Annotated in this window: 14 protein-coding genes; 11 read left to right on the top strand and 3 right to left on the bottom strand. The window is 73.5% G+C overall.

Features of this window, described 5'->3' with window-relative positions; genetic code table 11:
* Positions 1-167: 167 nt before the first annotated feature.
* The 3 genes from RMN57_RS14560 to RMN57_RS14550 all read left to right on the top strand — a co-directional run bounded on the left by RMN57_RS14560 (position 168) and on the right by RMN57_RS14550 (position 5,747).
* Positions 168-2,261 (top strand): ATP-binding protein, encoded by a 2,094-nt coding sequence (locus RMN57_RS14560; protein WP_313763833.1) that lies wholly within the window; start codon positions 168-170, stop codon positions 2,259-2,261.
* 202 nt (positions 2,262-2,463) lie between these two features.
* On the top strand, positions 2,464-4,029 hold the full coding sequence (locus tag RMN57_RS14555; RefSeq protein WP_313763832.1) for a PucR family transcriptional regulator: 1,566 nt from the start codon (positions 2,464-2,466) through the stop codon (positions 4,027-4,029).
* Between the two features lie 275 nt (positions 4,030-4,304).
* Positions 4,305-5,747, top strand: coding sequence for an aldehyde dehydrogenase family protein (locus RMN57_RS14550; protein ID WP_313763831.1), 1,443 nt, complete (start codon positions 4,305-4,307; stop codon positions 5,745-5,747).
* Positions 5,748-5,878: 131 nt separating this feature from the next.
* Here RMN57_RS14550 and RMN57_RS14545 read toward each other — a convergent pair whose 3' ends face one another.
* Positions 5,879-6,547 (bottom strand): NAD(P)-binding oxidoreductase, encoded by a 669-nt coding sequence (locus RMN57_RS14545; protein ID WP_313763830.1) that lies wholly within the window; start codon positions 6,545-6,547, stop codon positions 5,879-5,881.
* Between the two features lie 68 nt (positions 6,548-6,615).
* On the opposite strand from RMN57_RS14545, the gene dxr reads away from it, so the two are divergent.
* From dxr to RMN57_RS14520, 5 genes are all read left to right on the top strand, one after another.
* The gene (gene dxr, locus RMN57_RS14540; protein ID WP_313763829.1) at positions 6,616-7,845 is read left to right on the top strand and encodes a 1-deoxy-D-xylulose-5-phosphate reductoisomerase; all 1,230 of its coding nucleotides are present in this window, start codon (positions 6,616-6,618) and stop codon (positions 7,843-7,845) included.
* Between the two features lie 70 nt (positions 7,846-7,915).
* Positions 7,916-9,220: a site-2 protease family protein gene (locus tag RMN57_RS14535; protein ID WP_313763828.1), complete on the top strand. Its 1,305-nt coding sequence runs from the start codon at positions 7,916-7,918 to the stop codon at positions 9,218-9,220.
* A gap of 142 nt (positions 9,221-9,362) precedes the next feature.
* Positions 9,363-10,523 carry a flavodoxin-dependent (E)-4-hydroxy-3-methylbut-2-enyl-diphosphate synthase gene (gene ispG / locus RMN57_RS14530; protein WP_313763827.1) on the top strand — a complete coding sequence of 387 codons (1,161 nt, stop codon included), beginning with the start codon at positions 9,363-9,365 and terminating at the stop codon, positions 10,521-10,523.
* A 137-nt stretch (positions 10,524-10,660) separates the two neighbouring features.
* Positions 10,661-11,536 carry a GNAT family N-acetyltransferase gene (locus RMN57_RS14525; protein WP_313767822.1) on the top strand — a complete coding sequence of 292 codons (876 nt, stop codon included), beginning with the start codon at positions 10,661-10,663 and terminating at the stop codon, positions 11,534-11,536.
* 72 nt (positions 11,537-11,608) lie between these two features.
* Positions 11,609-12,184, top strand: a complete 576-nt coding sequence (locus RMN57_RS14520) for a GNAT family N-acetyltransferase (RefSeq protein ID WP_313763826.1) — start codon at positions 11,609-11,611, stop codon at positions 12,182-12,184.
* Here RMN57_RS14520 and RMN57_RS14515 read toward each other — a convergent pair.
* Together RMN57_RS14515 and RMN57_RS14510 are read right to left on the bottom strand one after the other, a co-directional pair.
* Complete coding sequence (locus RMN57_RS14515; RefSeq protein WP_313763825.1) at positions 12,157-13,074, bottom strand: aminoglycoside phosphotransferase family protein; 918 nt, start codon at positions 13,072-13,074, stop codon at positions 12,157-12,159. The genes RMN57_RS14520 and RMN57_RS14515 overlap by 28 nt on opposite strands.
* A 178-nt stretch (positions 13,075-13,252) precedes the next feature.
* Positions 13,253-13,708 carry a ferritin-like domain-containing protein gene (locus tag RMN57_RS14510; RefSeq protein ID WP_313767821.1) on the bottom strand — a complete coding sequence of 152 codons (456 nt, stop codon included), beginning with the start codon at positions 13,706-13,708 and terminating at the stop codon, positions 13,253-13,255.
* A gap of 994 nt (positions 13,709-14,702) precedes the next feature.
* Here RMN57_RS14510 and rimP point away from each other — a divergent pair.
* The 3 genes from rimP to RMN57_RS14495 all read left to right on the top strand — a co-directional run bounded on the left by rimP (position 14,703) and on the right by RMN57_RS14495 (position 16,763).
* Positions 14,703-15,293, top strand: a complete 591-nt coding sequence (rimP, locus tag RMN57_RS14505) for a ribosome maturation factor RimP (RefSeq protein WP_313763824.1) — start codon at positions 14,703-14,705, stop codon at positions 15,291-15,293.
* Positions 15,294-15,350: 57 nt separating this feature from the next.
* Positions 15,351-16,361 (top strand): transcription termination factor NusA, encoded by a 1,011-nt coding sequence (gene nusA, locus RMN57_RS14500; RefSeq protein WP_313763823.1) that lies wholly within the window; start codon positions 15,351-15,353, stop codon positions 16,359-16,361.
* A gap of 102 nt (positions 16,362-16,463) precedes the next feature.
* On the top strand, positions 16,464-16,763 hold the full coding sequence (locus tag RMN57_RS14495) for a YlxR family protein (RefSeq protein WP_313763822.1): 300 nt from the start codon (positions 16,464-16,466) through the stop codon (positions 16,761-16,763).
* Positions 16,764-16,784 lie beyond the last annotated feature (21 nt).

Genomic DNA, 16,784 nt, shown 5'->3' with positions numbered 1-16,784 from the left:
CGGTAGCACTGAGCCGTCCGACTTGTCCGAGGCGGCCAGGCGGGTGGTGCGACTACCGGGAGGCTCCGCTCCACTACATTGAGCGCGGGCGTGTCGCCGGTGCGGCGGCATGGGTATGGCGGGACCGACGACGGTCGGGCCGGGCGGGCGAGGGAGCGGGGCCGGACATGGGACTGGACGGGGCACAGGGCCACGGCGAGCGGACCACCACCACACCCACCCCACCGGTGCCCCACCAACGGCCGCACCCCCAGGCCTTCGACCTCCCCACCTGGTTCGCCGCCCCCCGCCCCCCGGCCCCCCCGGGCATCTACCGCCAGGGCTACGCCCAGATCGACCCCGACCGCGCCGAAGACGCCAAAGTCCCGACCTGGCCGCTGCTCTGGCGGGCGGGGCTGAACATCATCGCCACCATCGCGACGTACTACATCGGAACCGTCGTACTGATGTACGCAGCGGGTCTGCTGTTCGGCTGGTTCGACGGCACGTCACCGGAGCAATTCGACGTGGCCCAGATCCTCATCAACATCGTCACTGTCAGCTGCGCCGCGGCGGTCTTCTGGCGCACGGGACGCTGGCGGGAAGTCGGAAGGCGGTTCCTCACCCCCGCCGGCTGGCGAAAGAACGTCGCACCGGTCCTGGCCCGGGCCATTACGCACGAGGGGCCGGCCCCTGAGGCGCGCGCCGACCAGCCGCCGGCGCCGATTGCGGATCCTTGGACGGAGCAACGGGTCGGCGGCGGCGCCGCAGCCGCGGCACGGTTGGACGGTGAAGCGGTGGGGGATGTCGACTATGTGCGGATCCAGCGGGCGTGGGAGTCGGCGCAGGCCGACCCCGTCTTCGTTCCGGCGTTCGTGGACCATGTACTGAACCGCGGGGCTGCGGCGTTCAGCCACCCGTCGGAGAGTCGGGAGCTCTCGGGTAGATCGGCGCAGCACGACCTGTTGGTGCAGCAGGTGAGGCTCGGCACGGCTCAGGACGTCCCGAAGAACCCGCTGGCGTACCGCAATACGGGCTTCGCACTGGATCCGGCCGTGCTCGGAACCTCTGTCCTGGCGGTCGGCCCAGCCGGTACCGGGAAGACCGCGAGGCTGGCTCGGCCGGTGGTCGAGGCGCTGTGCCTTCAGGCCCTTGCCGGAACGGCGTGTGTCGTGGTCGTGGGAGGGACTGACGCCGATCTGGGTCCCGCCACCTGGTACGACGTGGTGATCGCACCGGGTGAGCCCGGGTCCGCCTACGGGCTGGACCTCTACGGGGCAACGCAGGACCCCGATGAGGCTGCGGCTCGCCTGGCGGACGCACTGCTACCGGATGAGCTGGCGCCACGCGCCGAGAGTGCGAGGGTTGCCCTTCAGCAGGTGGTGGGACCGTTCCAGGCTGCCTATGGGCGCTATCCGGGCGTGAGCGAGCTGCGAGCGCTGCTGACGGGTGAGGAACGAGCCGTCTCGGCCTTGGCCAAGGCGCTGAACGAGGCCGGTCGAACGGCCGTTTACGAGCGTGACCTCGGCCACCGCGCTCAGCAACAGGGACGAGTTGACGATCCGGGCGCGCTGCTTGCGGACCGGCTGGCGCTGCTGGAGCGCCCGGCCTTCGACGGGGCCTTCTCCACGGACGGATCGGGGCGTCCGCCATTTGCCATGCGGGCGCTGGACCACCCGTTGAGAGTCCTCATCAAGCTCCCCGAACGCAGCCATCCGGAGGCGGCCCGGATCCTGTCCCGACTGGTGGTCAGTCAGTTCGTCCTGGCGGCTGTGGCCCGGAAGGACCGTTCCCTGTTTGCAGGTTTGGTCGTGGATGACGCCTCCGTCGCTTTCGATACAACCGTCGTGCGCGGGATCCAGCGGATGCGAGGCACCAACGCGGGTGCGGTGCTGTTGCTGCGTACGTTGATGGATCTCCCGGAGGCACTGCGGGCTCCGCTGTTCGGGGCTGTCGGCTGCCGGATGGTGTTCCCGGGGATCGCTCCGTGGGACGGGCGGTTCTTCTCCGATGCCTGGGGCACCCACGTGATCCACGAAACGGTCGTCACCCATGCCCCGCAGACGGAAGGCGGCGTGATACGGCGGGCCGGGCGGTTGGGGCGGAAGGCGTTGTCGGGGACGACGGCGCAGACCGAGTCGGTGACCACGCGGGACGTCGAGCGGCTGCGGTGGTCGCCCTCCGACCTGGCGCACGCGCTGCCGGCGGGGCATGCGGTGGTGTCGCTGACAGCGGTCTCGGGCGAGCAGGTGCCGCCGCTGCTGGTGGATCTGCGGAGCTGAGCCGGCGGCTCGCGGGCGGCGCGGGGCCGGGCGAAGCCTGCCTCCGAGGTGGATTCGGCAGTGCCGGTTGTCCGGAGCGTCCATAATGAGAGGAGAGACCCCTCCCGTACCCCCCGACCCCCGGCCGCACGGCCGCTCAGCCCCCACCGCCTCTCCTCGCCCGGCCGCAACGGCGCGGTCAGGTCGTTCCCCCGAAGGTGCCATGCCTCCCACACTCGCCTCCGTCGTCCGCAACACCTCGCTCCATCTGACGGTCCTCGCCGGTGCGGACCACCTGGAGCGGCCGGTCCGCTGGGTGCACACCAGCGAGCTGGACGACCCGACGCCGTTCCTCGAAGGCGGTGAGCTGCTGCTCACCACCGGCATCAAGCTGGGCCGGACCGCCGCCCAGCTGCAGGCGTACGTGCACCGGCTGGCCGACGCGGGCGTGGTGGGGCTGGGGCTCGGTGTGGGGCTGTCGCACACCGAGGTGCCGCAACCGCTGGTGGAGGCGGCGGCGCAGCGCGGGCTGCCGCTGCTGCGGGTGCCGGAGCCGACGCCGTTCATCGCGATCAGCAAGGTGGTCTCGGCGGCGCTGGCGGCCGAGCAGTACGAGGCGGTGACCACCAGTTTCGAGGCTCAGGAGGAGCTGACCCGGGCGGCGCTGGGCAAGGACGGCACCACCGCGGTGGTGCGCCGGCTGGCGGCGCGGCTGGGGGGCTGGGCGGCGCTGTACGACGGCTCGGGGGCACTGTCGGTGGTGGCGCCGGACTGGGCGGCGCGGCGGGCGGGGCGGCTGGCGGCCGAGGTGGACCGGCTGCGGCGGCGTCCGGCGCCGTCGAGTGCCGCGCTGCAGGGGCGGTCGCCGGGGATAGACACGGCGGACGAGGACTACGTGGTGGTCCAGTCGCTGGGGGCGGACCGGCGGGCCCGGGGCTTCCTGGCGGTGGGGACCGAGGACCGGATCACCCCGACCGAGCGGTACGTGCTGAACGCGGCGGTGGCGCTGCTGACCCTGACCCTGGAGCGCTCGCGCGAGCTGCGGCAGGCCGAGGAGCGGATGGGCGCGGCGCTGCTCCGGATGGTGCTGGCGGGCGAGGTGGCCACGGCCCGGCAGGTGGCCGCGGGGCTGTTCGGCGGGCTGCCGGAGGGCACGGTCCGGGTCCTGGTGGCGGGTGCCGGCCAGGGCGTGGACGCCTCGGAGGCGCTGGGCGAGCTGGGGGACCGGGCCGAGCAGGCGGGTTCGCGGGTCGGCGAGAAGCTGCTGGTGGCGCGTGAGGACGGGACGCACGGCGCACGGCTGATGGTGCTGGCGCTGGACAACGGCGCGGTGCACCGGGCCTGCCTCGGGGTGGTGGAGGAGCACGAGGGGTTGTCGCTGGGCGTCTCGGCGCCGGCCGCGCTGGAGGAGGCCGGGACGGCGCACGCGCAGGCCGAGCGGGCGCTGGCGGTGGCGCTGCGCGGTGGCCGGCGTTCGGTGGACCACGAGGAGGTCGGCGCCGGGTCGCTGCTGCCGCTGCTCGGCGAGGACGCGGTGACGGCGTTCGCGGAGGGGCTGCTGCGCCCGCTGCGCGAGCACGACCGGACGGCGCGCGGTGACCTGGTCGCCTCGCTGCGGGCGTGGCTGTCCAGACACGGGCAGTGGGACGCGGCCGCGGCCGACCTCGGTGTGCACCGGCACACGCTGCGGTACCGGATGCGGCGGGTCGAGGAGCTGCTCGGCCGCTCGCTGGACGACACCGACGTGCGGATGGAGCTCTGGCTGGCCCTCCGCTCCGGCGAGGAGTAGGCCACCGGAGCAGGCGGGCCGGAACAGGCCACCGGAACAGGCCACCGGAGCCGGCGTTCGGAGTGGACGGCCGACGGGGCGGTGGGCGGCCCGGGCCGGTTCCCCACCAAACCCGCTACCTCATTCGGCGACCGAACGTCTGGACGTGTTGGAGTGGCATCCGGGGCGAACGCTACTTCGCGGCCAATCCGGTCGGCGCGTCGACGCCCCTACCCTCGATCCTGGTTCCACGTCCGTGGGGCCGTGAGGACGACGAGGAGAGGGCCGGTACCACGGTGACCACCACGTACGAATTCTGGCTGGCCGGCCGCCGGGCGAGCGGCGACGCCGACTTCGAGGTGCACAACAGCTGGGACGGCCGTCTGGTCGGCAAGGTCAGCGTCCCGACCGAGGCGCAGGTCGAGGAGGCGCTGGACGCCGCCGTGGCCGCGCTGCCGGTGTTCGCGGCGACCCCCGCCCACGTGCGGGCCACCGCGCTGGACCACGTGGCGAAGCGCCTGGCCGAGCGCACCGAGGAGATCGCCCAGCTGATCACCGCCGAGAACGGCAAGCCGATCAAGTGGGCCCGCGGCGAGGTCGGCCGTGCCGTCTCCGTGTTCCGCTGGGCGGCCGAGGAGGCCCGCCGCACCAACGGCGAGACCATGCGGCTGGACACCGACCCGGGCGGCGTGGGCCGCTTCGCGGTGGTGCGTCGGTTCCCGCGCGGCGTGGTGCTGGGCATCGCCCCGTTCAACTTCCCGCTGAACCTGGTCGCCCACAAGGTCGCCCCGGCGATCGCGGTCGGCGCTCCGATCATCCTCAAGCCGGCTCCCGCCACCCCGCTCTCCGCGATGGTGCTCGGCGAGATCCTGGCCGAGACCGACCTGCCGGCCGGCTCCTGGAGCGTCCTGCCGGTGCCGAACGACCGGATGCCGGCGCTGGTGCAGGACAAGCGCCTGCCGGTGATCTCCTTCACCGGTTCGGACAAGGTCGGCTACCAGATCATGGACTCGGTGCCGCGCAAGCACACCACCCTGGAGCTCGGCGGCAACGCCGCGGCCGTGGTGCTCGCCGACTGGTCCTCCGAGGCCGACCTGGACTGGGCCGCCACCCGGATCGCGATGTTCGCCAACTACCAGGGCGGCCAGTCCTGCATCTCGGTGCAGCGGGTGATCGCCGACGTGTCCGTCTACGACCGCCTGGTCGAGAAGGTCGTGGCCAAGGTCCAGGCCCAGGTCACCGGCGACCCGAACGACGACGCCACCGACGTCGGCCCGCTGGTCGACGAGAACGCCGCCAAGCGGGTGGAGTCCTGGGTGGACGACGCCGTCGCCAAGGGTGCCAAGGTGCTCACCGGTGGCACCCGCGAGGGCGCGACCTACGCCCCGACCGTGCTGGCCGACCTGCCGGCCGACGCGATCCTGGCCAAGGCCGAGGTGTTCGGCCCGGTCCTGTCGCTGCACAAGGTCGACGGCACCGACGAGGCCTTCGCCGCCGTGAACGACTCCGACTTCGGCCTGCAGGCCGGCGTCTTCACCCACGACCTGCAGACCGCCTTCCGCGCCCAGCGGGAGCTGGAGGTCGGCGGTGTGATCATCGGTGACGCGCCGTCCTACCGCGCCGACCAGATGCCGTACGGCGGCGTCAAGGACTCCGGCGTCGGCCGCGAGGGCGTCAAGTACGCGATGGACGACTACACCGTCGAGAAGGTCATGGTCCTCACTGGCCTCGACCTCTGATCGGCCGCTGAGCGGTCGGTCGACCGATCGCTGTGATCCCGTGCGCGGGGCCCGGTTCGCCGAACCGGGCCCCGCGCACGTGTGTGCCCGCCCGGGCCCCGGTCAGCCGTCGCGGCCGCCCGGCCCCTCGGTCAGCCGTTGTGCCCGGCCGCGGCGGCGACGGCCTCCTCGACCGTCGCGTTGCCGGCGACCAGCTCCAGCGTCTGCCCGGCGGTGCCCGGCTCGTGCAGCAGCGCGGCCAGCACGGCGGCCACGTCGGCCCGGTCCACCGCGCCGCGCGCGACCGACGGGGCGAGCCGGACCAGCCCGGTGCCGGGGCCGTCGGTGAGCCGGCCGGGCCGCAGCACCGTCCAGTCCAGCGTGGTGCGGGCCCGGACGGCGTCGTCGGCGGCGCCCTTGGCCCGCAGGTAGGTCTCGAAGACCGGGTCCGCGGCGTGCTCCGCCCCGGCGTCGGCCCCCATCGAGGAGATGATCAGGTAGCGCCGCACCCCGGCGAGCTCGGCCGCGTCGGCGAGCAGGACGGCCGCGTCGCGGTCGACGGTGTTCTTGCGGGCGGCGCCGCTGCCCGGCCCGGCGCCGGCGGCGAAGACCACCGCGTCGGCCCCCTCCAGCAGCCCGGCGAGTTCGGGGGCGGTGGCGGACTCCAGGTCGAGCAGCAGCGGCTCGGCCCCGGCGTCGGCCAGGTCGGCGGCCTGTTCGGGCCGGCGGATGATCCCGGCCGGCCGGTCGCCGCGCTCGGCGAGGAGCCGCTCCAGCTTGAGCGCGATCTGTCCGTGGCCTCCGGCGATGACGGTACGCATGGCTCCGACGGTAGCCGCGCGGCGTCCCGGCGTCCTGGGGAGTGCGCCGGGCAGGACACAATGGGCGCATGACTTCGCTCGCCCACCCGCAGCTGCGCTTCACCCCCGTGGTGAAGGACCCCTCCGCCCCCCGGGAGCTGGTGATCCTCGGCTCCACCGGTTCGATCGGCACCCAGGCCATCGACGTGGTGCGCCGCAACCCGGACCGGTTCAGGGTGGTCGCCCTGTCGGCGGCCGGCGGGCGGGTGGAGCTGCTCGCCGAGCAGGCCCTGGAGCTCGGGGTGCACACCGTGGCGGTGGCCGACCCGGCGGCCGAGCCGGCGCTGCGCGAGGCGCTGGCGGCGAAGGCGGCGGGCCGTCCGCTGCCGGCCGTGCTGGTGGGCCCGGACGCGGCGACCGAGCTGGCCGCGATGGAGTGCCACTCGGTGCTGAACGGCATCACCGGTTCGATCGGCCTGCGGCCGACGCTGGCCGCGCTGTCGGCCGGCCGGGTGCTGGTGCTGGCCAACAAGGAGTCGCTGATCGTCGGCGGCCCGCTGGTGAAGGCGGTGGCGAAGCCGGGGCAGATCGTGCCGGTGGACTCCGAGCACGCGGCGCTGTTCCAGGCGCTGGCCGGCGGCACCCGGGCCGAGGTCCGCAAGCTGGTGGTCACCGCCAGCGGCGGCCCGTTCCGCAACCGCAGCCGCGAGCAGCTGGCGGGCGTCACCCCGCAGGACGCGCTGGCGCACCCGACCTGGGCGATGGGCCCGGTGGTGACGATCAACTCGGCCACCCTGGTGAACAAGGGCCTGGAGGTGATCGAGGCGCACCTGCTGTACGACGTGCCGTTCGAGCGGATCGAGGTCGTCGTCCATCCGCAGTCGGTCGTGCACTCGATGGTGGAGTTCACCGACGGTTCCACGCTGGCGCAGGCCAGCCCGCCGGACATGCGGATGCCGATCGCCCTCGGCATGGGGTGGCCGGACCGGGTCCCGGACGCGGCGCCCGCCTGCGACTGGACCAAGGCGGCCACCTGGGAGTTCTTCCCGCTGGACAACGAGGCCTTCCCGGCGGTGGACCTGGCCCGGGAGGCGGGCTCGCTCGGCGGTACCGTTCCGGCGGTCTTCAACGCGGCGAACGAGGAGTGCGTGGAGGCCTTCCTGAAGGGCCGCCTCGCCTTCACCGGAATCGTGGACACTGTTGCCAAGGTCGTGGCGGAGCACGGGGCCCCCGCGGGGGGAACCTCCCTCACGGTCGAGGACGTCCTGCACGCGGAGGACTGGGCCAGGGCCCGGGCGCGCGAACTGGCGGCCGGTTGACGGTTCCGGTGGCGACCCAAACTGCGGTAAGACAAGACGACGAGCGGAGCGGCATGACGGAGGATCAGCGGTGGCAACGGTGATGACGGTGGTCGGCATCCTGGTCTTCGCGGTCGGGCTGCTGGTCTCGATCGCGTGGCACGAGCTCGGCCACCTCTCCACGGCCAAGCTGTTCGGCATCCGGGTGCCGCAGTACATGGTCGGCTTCGGTCCGACCGTCTGGTCCCGCAAGAAGGGCGAGACCGAGTACGGCATCAAGGCGATCCCGCTGGGCGGGTACATCCGCATGATCGGGATGTTCCCGCCGGGCGCGGACGGGCGGATCACCAAGCGGAGCAGCTCGCCCTGGCGCACCATGATCGAGGACGCCCGGCAGGCCTCCTACGAGGAGCTCCAGGACGGCGACGAGGACCGGCTCTTCTACACGCGCAAGCCGTGGAAGCGCGTCATCGTGATGTTCGCCGGCCCGTTCATGAACCTCGTCCTCGCGTTCGGGCTCTTCCTGACCGTGATGATGGGCTTCGGCGTCTCGATGACCGTGCCGACCATCGGCACCGTCTCCCAGTGCATCGTCAAGGCCGGCCAGCCCACCGACACCTGCCCCAAGGACGCGCCGCCGACCCCGGCCGCCCAGGTCCAGCTGAAGCCGGGCGACAAGGTCGTCTCCTTCGACGGCGACCGGATCCGCGACTACGAGCAGCTCCAGGCGGACATCCGCAGGTCGGCCGGGAAGACGGTGCCGATCGTGGTCGAGCGGGGCGGGCAGCTGGTCACGCTGGTGCCCACGATCGCCGTCAACGACGTGCAGAAGTACGACGGCAACGGCGTCCCGGTCAAGGGCGAGACGGTGCAGGCCGGCTTCCTCGGCTTCACGCCGACCACCGGCATCGTCCGGCTGGGCTTCGGGCAGTCGCTCGACCGGATGTACGACATGGCGGAGAACGGCGTGAAGTCGCTGGTCGCCCTGCCGGGCAAGATCCCGGGCCTGTGGCACTCGGTGGTGGACGGCGCCCCCCGCGAGGTGGACTCGCCGATCGGCATGGTCGGCGCCGCCCGGGTCAGCGGCGAGGTGTTCGCCCTGGACATCCCGGGGACCCAGCGGATCGCCTACTTCGTCAACCTGCTGGCCGGGATCAACCTGTCCCTCTTCCTGTTCAACATGCTGCCGCTGCTCCCGCTGGACGGCGGCCACATCGCCGGTGCGGTCTGGGAGTCGGTGCGCCGCCGGTTCGCTCAGCTGTTCAGGCGGCCCGACCCCGGGCCCTTCGACGTGGCCCGCCTGATGCCGCTCGCCTACGTGGTGGCCAGCATCTTCGTCGGCTTCACCGTGCTGGTGCTCGTCGCCGACCTGGTGAACCCGGTCAAGATCAGCTGACCGTGCGGGTACGGCGGGTGTGCTCCGGCCCGTCGGCGTGCCGTACCGTTGGAGGCCGGGTGCGCGTCGACCGTCGCGCCCGGCCCCGGCCTTCCCGAACGGCCGGACCGACCACACCTCAACCCCGGGGAACCCTGCGCACATGACCGCGATCTCGCTCGGTATTCCGTCTCTGCCGCTCAAGCCGCTCGCCAAGCGCCGTTACTCCCGGCAGATCATGGTCGGCAACGTGCCGGTCGGCGGTGACGCGCCCGTCTCGGTGCAGTCGATGACCACCACGGTGACCGCGGACATCAACGCCACGCTGCAGCAGATCGCTGAGCTGACCGCGTCCGGCTGCCAGATCGTCCGGGTCGCCTGCCCGTCGCAGGACGACGCCGACGCGCTGCCGATCATCGCGAAGAAGTCGAAGATCCCGGTGATCGCGGACATCCACTTCCAGCCGAAGTACGTCTTCGCGGCGATCGACGCCGGCTGCGCGGCCGTCCGCGTCAACCCGGGCAACATCAAGGCCTTCGACGACAAGGTCGGCGAGATCGCCAAGGCGGCCAAGGACGCCGGCATCCCGATCCGGATCGGCGTCAACGCCGGCTCGCTGGACAAGCGCCTGCTGGAGAAGTACGGCCGCGCCACCCCGGAGGCCCTGGTCGAGTCCGCGCTCTGGGAGTGCTCGCTGTTCGAGGAGCACGACTTCCGCGACATCAAGATCTCGGTCAAGCACAACGACCCGGTCGTGATGATCAACGCCTACCGCCAGCTCGCCGCCGCCTGCGACTACCCGCTGCACCTCGGCGTCACCGAGGCCGGCCCGGCGTTCCAGGGCACCATCAAGTCCGCGGTCGCCTTCGGCGCGCTGCTCGCCGAGGGCATCGGCGACACCATCCGGGTCTCCCTCTCCGCCCCGCCGGCCGAGGAGATCAAGGTCGGCAACCAGATCCTGGAGTCGCTCGGCCTGCGTGAGCGCGGCCTGGAGATCGTCTCCTGCCCGTCCTGCGGCCGCGCCCAGGTCGACGTCTACAAGCTCGCCGAGGAGGTCACCGCCGGCCTGGAGGGCATGGAGGTGCCGCTGCGCGTCGCGGTCATGGGCTGCGTCGTCAACGGCCCGGGCGAGGCCCGCGAGGCCGACCTCGGCGTCGCCTCCGGCAACGGCAAGGGCCAGATCTTCGTCAAGGGCGAGGTCATCAAGACCGTCCCCGAGTCCAAGATCGTCGAGACCCTGATCGAGGAGGCCCTCAAGCTGGCCGAGCAGATGCAGGCCGAGGGCGTCGAGTCGGGTGCGCCGACCGTGACCGCCGCGGAGTGACGGGCGGACTGCAGAATTCCGGAAGCGGGGCCGTCCGTGTGCGGACGGCCCCGCCGCCGTAGCCGGGTGGGGCCAGGAGTAGGGTGCGGCCAGAGTCGTCTCAGTGAGGTGCTGTCTCGATGCTCGATCGAGGTGTGATGCTCCCCAGCTCGTTCCAGGCCGCGCGCGCCCTGGCGACCACGCGTGTGCTGGAGGCCTCCGACCTGGCGGACACCCTGGAGGTGCTGCACCGCGACCCGGTCGCCAACGCCTTCGTCGCCACCCGGGTGGAGGCCGTCGGACTCGACCCCTGGCGCCTGGGCGGCGAGATGTGGGGCTGGTACGACGAGCACGGCGAGCTCGACGCGCTCTGCTACGCCGGTGCCAACCTGGTCCTGGTCAACGCCGGACCGCAGGCCGTCCAGGCCTTCGCCGAACGCGCCCGCCGCCAGGGCCGCCGCTGCTCCTCGATCGTCGGCCCGGCCGAGGCCACCGCCGCCCTCTGGGCGCTGCTGGAGCGCAGCTGGGGCCCGGCCCGCGAGGTCCGCGCCCACCAGCCGCTGCTCGCCACCACGGTGCCGTCCGCCGAGATCGCCCCCGACCCGCTGGTGCGGCGGGTGCGGCGGGACGAGGTCGAGACGCTGATGCCGGCCTGCGTGGCGATGTTCACCGAGGAGGTCGGGGTCTCCCCGCTGGCCGGCGACGGCGGCCTGCTCTACCAGGCCCGGGTCGCCGAACTGGTCTCCACCGGGCGCTCGTTCGCCCGGTTCGCCGAGGACGGCCAGGTGGTGTTCAAGGCCGAGATCGGCGCCGTCACCGAGGGCGCCTGCCAGGTCCAGGGCGTCTGGGTGGACCCGGCCCACCGCGGTCAGGGCATCTCCGAGACCGGCATGGCCGCCGTCCTGGACATCGCGCTGCGCGAGGTGGCCCCGGTGGTCTCGCTCTACGTCAACGACTACAACCTGCGCGCCCGCGCCGCGTACCGGCGGGTGGGCTTCCGCGAGGTCGGCGCGTTCATGAGCGTCCTGTTCTGAACGGTCCCGTTCCGCGGGCAGGTTGTCGGCTCGGGGCCGCACCGGGCGGGCGCCGGTAGTAACGTCCGGGGCATGGATCAGCTGACCGGGGTGACGATCGAGGCCATCGACCTTGCGGCATGGGCTCCGCAGGCGCTCGATGTCCAGGCGGTGGCGTTCGGGCTGACGCCCGAGGAGGTCATGGTCCGGTTGCACATCGTGGGCCGGCACGCGCAGCAGCCCGGGGTGATCGCGCTCGGCGCGTTCGACGGCGGACGGCTGGTCGGTTTCGGCTACGGCATGCCCAACCGGCGCGAGCACTGGTGGAGCACCGTGATCCAGCCCTACCTGGAGGCCGGTGGCCACGGCGACTGGCTCGACGGCGTCTTCGCGATCACCGAACTGCACGTGCTGCCCGGCTTCCAGGGCCACGGGATCGGCTCCACCCTGATCCGGACCCTCTGCGAGCGGTCCGGCCTGCACCGCAGCATCCTCTCCGCGATCGACGCCGAGACGCCCGCCCGCCGCCTCTACCGCTCGCTCGGCTACCGGGACCTCGCCCGGGCGGTGCACTTCCCGAACACCGAGCGCCTCTACGCCGTCATGGGCGCCCCGCTGCCGCTGCCGGCCCGGCCGGGCGGTCAGAGCGCCCCGGCGAACTCCAGGTAGAGCTCGGCGTCCTCCCCGCGGCCGGCCGCGAGCGCCCGCAGGCCGAGGTCGGTGGCGCGGAACAGCGTCCAGCCGCGCAGCCGCTCCCGGTCCACCTCCAGCGCGTCGGAGAGCTGGTGCAGCCGGCGCCGGACTGCGGCCGGGACGCCGGGGGAACCGACCAGGGTGTCGGCCCGGTCCAGCGCCAGCCGGGCCAGGTCGAAGGCGCGCTCGCCGACCAGCGGCCGCGGGTCGATCGTCAGCCAGGGCGCGCGGTCGGCGGCGAGCACGTTGCCGTGGTGGAAGTCGCCGTGCAGCAGGAACGCCTCGGCGGCGGAGCCGACCAGCCCGTCGGCGGTCTCCAGCGCCTCGGCCACCAGGGCGTCGGCCTCGACGGCGCCGGGCAGGCCGCGGCGGCGGCGCAGGCCGTCGGCGAGGTACCCGGCCCGGTCGGCCAGCGAGGGGAACGGGTGGCCCTCGGCCGGCTCCACCCAGAGCCGGTGCAGCAGGCTGGTGGCCTCCAGCATCGCCTTCGCCTCGGCGAGCGAGCGCAACGGGATGTCGCCGTGCAGCCGCTCCAGCAGCAGCACCCCCTGGGCGGGGTCCGCGTCCAGCAGCAGCACGGCCCCGCGGCCGGCCCAGTGGGAGAGCGCGGCGTGCTCCGCAGCCGTCTCGGGGGTGGTCCGCCCGGACTTGAGGACGGCGGGGCTGAGGTCGTCACGGCGGACGTAGCCGACCAGGCTCAGACTGCCGCCCGGATCGAGGACCCGCTCCAGGGTGAGGTCCCAGCGGGCCAGGTGTGCGGCGACCAGAGCGGGCAGCTCCGCCAGCCACTGCCGCCCCTCCTCGTCGGTGCCGACGCTGCGCGTCAGCCACTCGGGGACGGTGATCTGCGCTGGTGCTCCCGACATGCCGGCCTTCCGGTAGCTGTTCCCCCGTGGTGTTACCCGTCCATTGTCGGCCATGGCCCTGAAACCGCAGGTCAGCGACGCGGGAGGGGGAGCCTGCGGGAGGGGCTCCCGGGAGGGTGCCCGCGCCCCGGGCGGGGCGTGGGAAGTCGGCCCCGCCGACTTCCCACGGATCCGCAGGTCAGGGGGTGGGGGCGGCCGTCGGGGTGGCGGTCGCGGTGTCGGGGAGGCCCGGGAACGGGGTGGGGGCGGCGCCCCAGCGGTGGGCGCGCAGGGCGCACTCGCGCAGCGCGTCGGCCGCGGCGGTGCGCTGGGGGCCGGACACGGCGGCGACCAGGTCGGCGTAGACCGCGGTGAGCCGGGTTTCCAGGTGGGCCGCGAGCCGGGTGGCGCCGGCGGCGTCGGTGACGGCGAAGGGGAGCTGGTAGCCGGCCGCGGCTGCGCTCGGTGTGGCGCCGGCCGTCCCCAGGAGCCGCTGCCACGAGTCCCGGCGGGCCTGGTGCGAGGCGAGGGCGGTGCGTGCGTCGGTCCGCTGCTGGTCGTCCGGGAGCCGGGCGCCCACCACGCCGTAGCCGTAGACCGCGGCGTGCTCGGCGCCCAGCGCGCCCTGGAGCGCCGTGACGGCCTCCGGGCCCACGGCCGGGGTGCTGCCGGTCTCGGACGGCGAGGCCGTGGCCGGTGCCGCACCCGAGGGCGCGCCGGACGGCGATGCGGAGGCGCCGGCCGGAGCGGTGGACGGCGGGGCGCTCGGCGAGGCGGCCGGTGCCGGGGCGGACGCCGGGACCGGGTCGCCGAGGGCGACCGCGTGCAGCACCCCGGCGGCGGACACCGAGGCGAGCAGCCGGGCCAGCTGCGGCGAGGCGGCGCCGAGGTCGGCGAGCCGGGACTGCGCGGTCTGCCGCTCCAGCGAGGCGAGCCCGGCCGCGGTGGTGACCGGGGAACCGGCCGCCGGCGCGGACGAGGGGGACGACGCGGAGGGGGACGCCGAGGAGGACGGCGGCGGGGAGGACGGGGAGGCGGACCCCGGGTCGCCGCCGGAACCGCCGGCCAGGGCGGCCCGGTGCCGGACCACCTCCGCCCGCAGCGGCTGGAGCAGCGCCGCCTGCCCGGCGCCCGGCCCGGCCAGCAGTGCGTCGTACCCGGCGAGCAGGGTGTCGGTGGCGGCGACGGCCCGCAGCCGGACCGGCTCGTCCGGGTCGGGCCGGCGCGGCTCGCCCCGGCCGCCGCCGTCGTCCCCGTCGTGGGAATCGGTGCACGCGGACAGCGTGCCCCCGCCGGCGAGGAGCAGCCCGAGGGCCAGGAAGGTCCGTCTACGGGGCGGCTGCATCGGTGTCACTCCGGGGCGTGTACGGGAGGACGGCCTGCCCGCCTGCCCTCGTTGGCGTGAATGATTACAGAATCCTCACGTCCCCGGGCGCGGATTCCAACGGTCGGAGGCCTGCCGGGCAGGTGTGACCTTCCTCGCAGTGCCCCACCGTCTTCGGGCCTGGCGCAGGCCGGAATCGGTGGTTGGCGGCTTCACCGGATAGGCTTTGGGCCGAGCTGCCGCGACCCGGCCGGCGCCGAACCGGCGCCTGGGGGCGCGGCACACCCTTCTGACAACAGCAGACGCGGCCGAGGAGTCCACCCGGATGAGCACCACCCACACCGACCGGCTGCGCGCGTTGCTGGAGCCGCTGGCCGCCCAGGCGGGCCTGGACCTGGAGGACCTGAAGGTCACCCAGGCCGGCAGCCGTCGCCAGGTGCAGATCGACGTGGACGCCGACGGCGGCGTGGACCTCGACACCATCGCCGAGTTCAGCCGTGTGGTCGGCGAGGCCCTGGACGAGTCCGACGTGATGGGTGCCGGCGCGTACGTGCTGGAGGTCGGCTCGCCGGGCGCGGAGCGTCCGCTGGTCGAGCCCCGCCACTGGCGCCGTGCCGAGGGCCGGCTGGCCAAGATCCACCTGGTCGACGGCGGGGAGATCGTCGCCCGGGTGCTGGAGGCGGACGAGGACGGCGCGCTGGTCGAGGTGCAGCCGGTGAAGGGCCGCGGGCGGCCCAAGGAGCGCCGTCTGGAGTACACCGAGGTGGACCGGGCGCGCGTCCAGGTGGAGTTCAACCGCAAGGACGAGAAGCTCCTCGACGAGGCCGCGGACTTCGCGGACGACGACGCCTCGGACTTCGTGGACGACGCCTCGGCGGACGACGGCGCCGAGGAGGGGGACGACGGTGCGCAGTGACGAACTGCGGACCGACCGCACCATGACGAACGTGACGAAAGACGAGGAGGCGTAGCCGTGGACATCGACATGAGTGCCCTGCGCACGCTGGTCAACGAGAAGAACATCCCCTTCGACCTGCTGGTCGAGTCCATCGAGTCGGCCCTCCTCACCGCGTACCACCGCACCGAGGGCTCGCGCCGCCGCGCCCGCGTCGAGCTGGACCGCAAGTCCGGCCACGTCACGGTCTGGGCCACCGAGGACCCGTCCGAGCTGGACGAGGGCGTCGAGCCCAAGGAGTTCGACGACACGCCGAGCGGCTTCGGCCGGATCGCCTCCAGCATCGGCATCCAGGTGATGATGCAGCGCCTGCGCGACGCCGCCGACGACCAGACCTTCGGCGAGTACGCGGGCAAGGAGGGCGACATCGTCACCGGTGTCGTCCAGCAGGGCAACGACCCGAAGAACGTGCTCGTCGACATCGGCAAGCTGGAGGCCATCCTGCCGCCGCAGGAGCAGGTCCCGGGTGAGGACTACCGGCACGGCACCCGCCTCAAGTGCTACGTCGTGGCGGTCCGCCGGGGCGTCCGCGGCGCCTCGGTGACGCTCTCGCGCACCCACCCGAACCTGGTGAAGAAGCTCTTCGCGCTGGAGGTCCCGGAGATCGCGGACGGCAGCGTGGAGATCGCCGCGATCGCCCGCGAGGCCGGCCACCGCACCAAGATCGCGGTCTGGTCGCGCCGGGCCGGTCTGAACGCCAAGGGCGCCTGCATCGGCCCGATGGGCAGCCGGGTGCGCGCGGTGATGGGCGAGCTGCACGGCGAGAAGATCGACATCGTGGACTGGTCGGAGGACCCCCGCGAGATGGTCGCCGCCGCGCTGTCCCCCGCGCGGGTGACCAGCGTGGAGATCGTCGACGCCGTTCAGCGCTCCGCACGGGTGATCGTGCCGGACTACCAGCTGTCGCTGGCGATCGGCAAGGAGGGCCAGAACGCCCGCCTCGCCGCCCGCCTCACCGGCTGGCGGATCGACATCCGGCCCGACACCGAGGGCCAGCCCGAGGCCGCCGCCCGGCCCGCCGACAACTGACCGTCGCGGGAATTCCGGCCGAGCAATCGGCGTTGTCAAAGGCTCCCCGCCGTACCGCCCCGGTTCGGCGGGGCGGCGCCATGTCCCTTCGGAGGGGTAGACTTGCCTTCGTCTGGCTGGACGCATGTCCGAGCACGCCCGGAACGCACCTGCGTGGGCTGCCGCAAGCGCGCGGCCAAGCACAAGCTGTTGCGTGTCACGGCGGTCGAGGGCGTCTGCGTCCCTGATCCCCGTGGCGCACTGCCGGGCCGGGGTGCTCACCTGCATCCCGATCCGGCCTGCCTCGACCTCGCGGTCCGCCGACGGGCGTTCCCCCGGGCCTTCCGGCTCCAGGGCGCGCTCGACACGGAGCGGCTCCGCGGGTTCATCGGGGAGCGGGAAGGCGACACCCCGGAGCCCTGAGTCCCTCAGGCCCGTCCGGTG

Source organism: Kitasatospora sp. CM 4170, assembly GCF_032110285.1.
Classification (GTDB): domain Bacteria; phylum Actinomycetota; class Actinomycetes; order Streptomycetales; family Streptomycetaceae; genus Kitasatospora; species Kitasatospora aburaviensis.
Note: the sequence above shows the minus strand (reverse complement) of the source record. Positions and strands in the feature narration are given on the sequence as shown.

Bases quoted from the DNA above. Each gene is read 5' to 3' on its own strand.
- RMN57_RS14560 (WP_313763833.1), top strand. From the start codon at position 168: ATGGGACTGGACGGGGCACAGGGCCACGGCGAGCGGACCACCACCACA.
- RMN57_RS14555 (WP_313763832.1), top strand. From the start codon at position 2,464: ATGCCTCCCACACTCGCCTCCGTCGTCCGCAACACCTCGCTCCATCTG.
- RMN57_RS14545 (WP_313763830.1), bottom strand. From the start codon at position 6,547: ATGCGTACCGTCATCGCCGGAGGCCACGGACAGATCGCGCTCAAGCTG.
- dxr (WP_313763829.1), top strand. From the start codon at position 6,616: ATGACTTCGCTCGCCCACCCGCAGCTGCGCTTCACCCCCGTGGTGAAG.
- ispG (WP_313763827.1), top strand. From the start codon at position 9,363: ATGACCGCGATCTCGCTCGGTATTCCGTCTCTGCCGCTCAAGCCGCTC.
- RMN57_RS14525 (WP_313767822.1), top strand. From the start codon at position 10,661: ATGCTCCCCAGCTCGTTCCAGGCCGCGCGCGCCCTGGCGACCACGCGT.
- RMN57_RS14520 (WP_313763826.1), top strand. From the start codon at position 11,609: ATGGATCAGCTGACCGGGGTGACGATCGAGGCCATCGACCTTGCGGCA.
- RMN57_RS14515 (WP_313763825.1), bottom strand. From the start codon at position 13,074: ATGTCGGGAGCACCAGCGCAGATCACCGTCCCCGAGTGGCTGACGCGC.
- rimP (WP_313763824.1), top strand. From the start codon at position 14,703: ATGAGCACCACCCACACCGACCGGCTGCGCGCGTTGCTGGAGCCGCTG.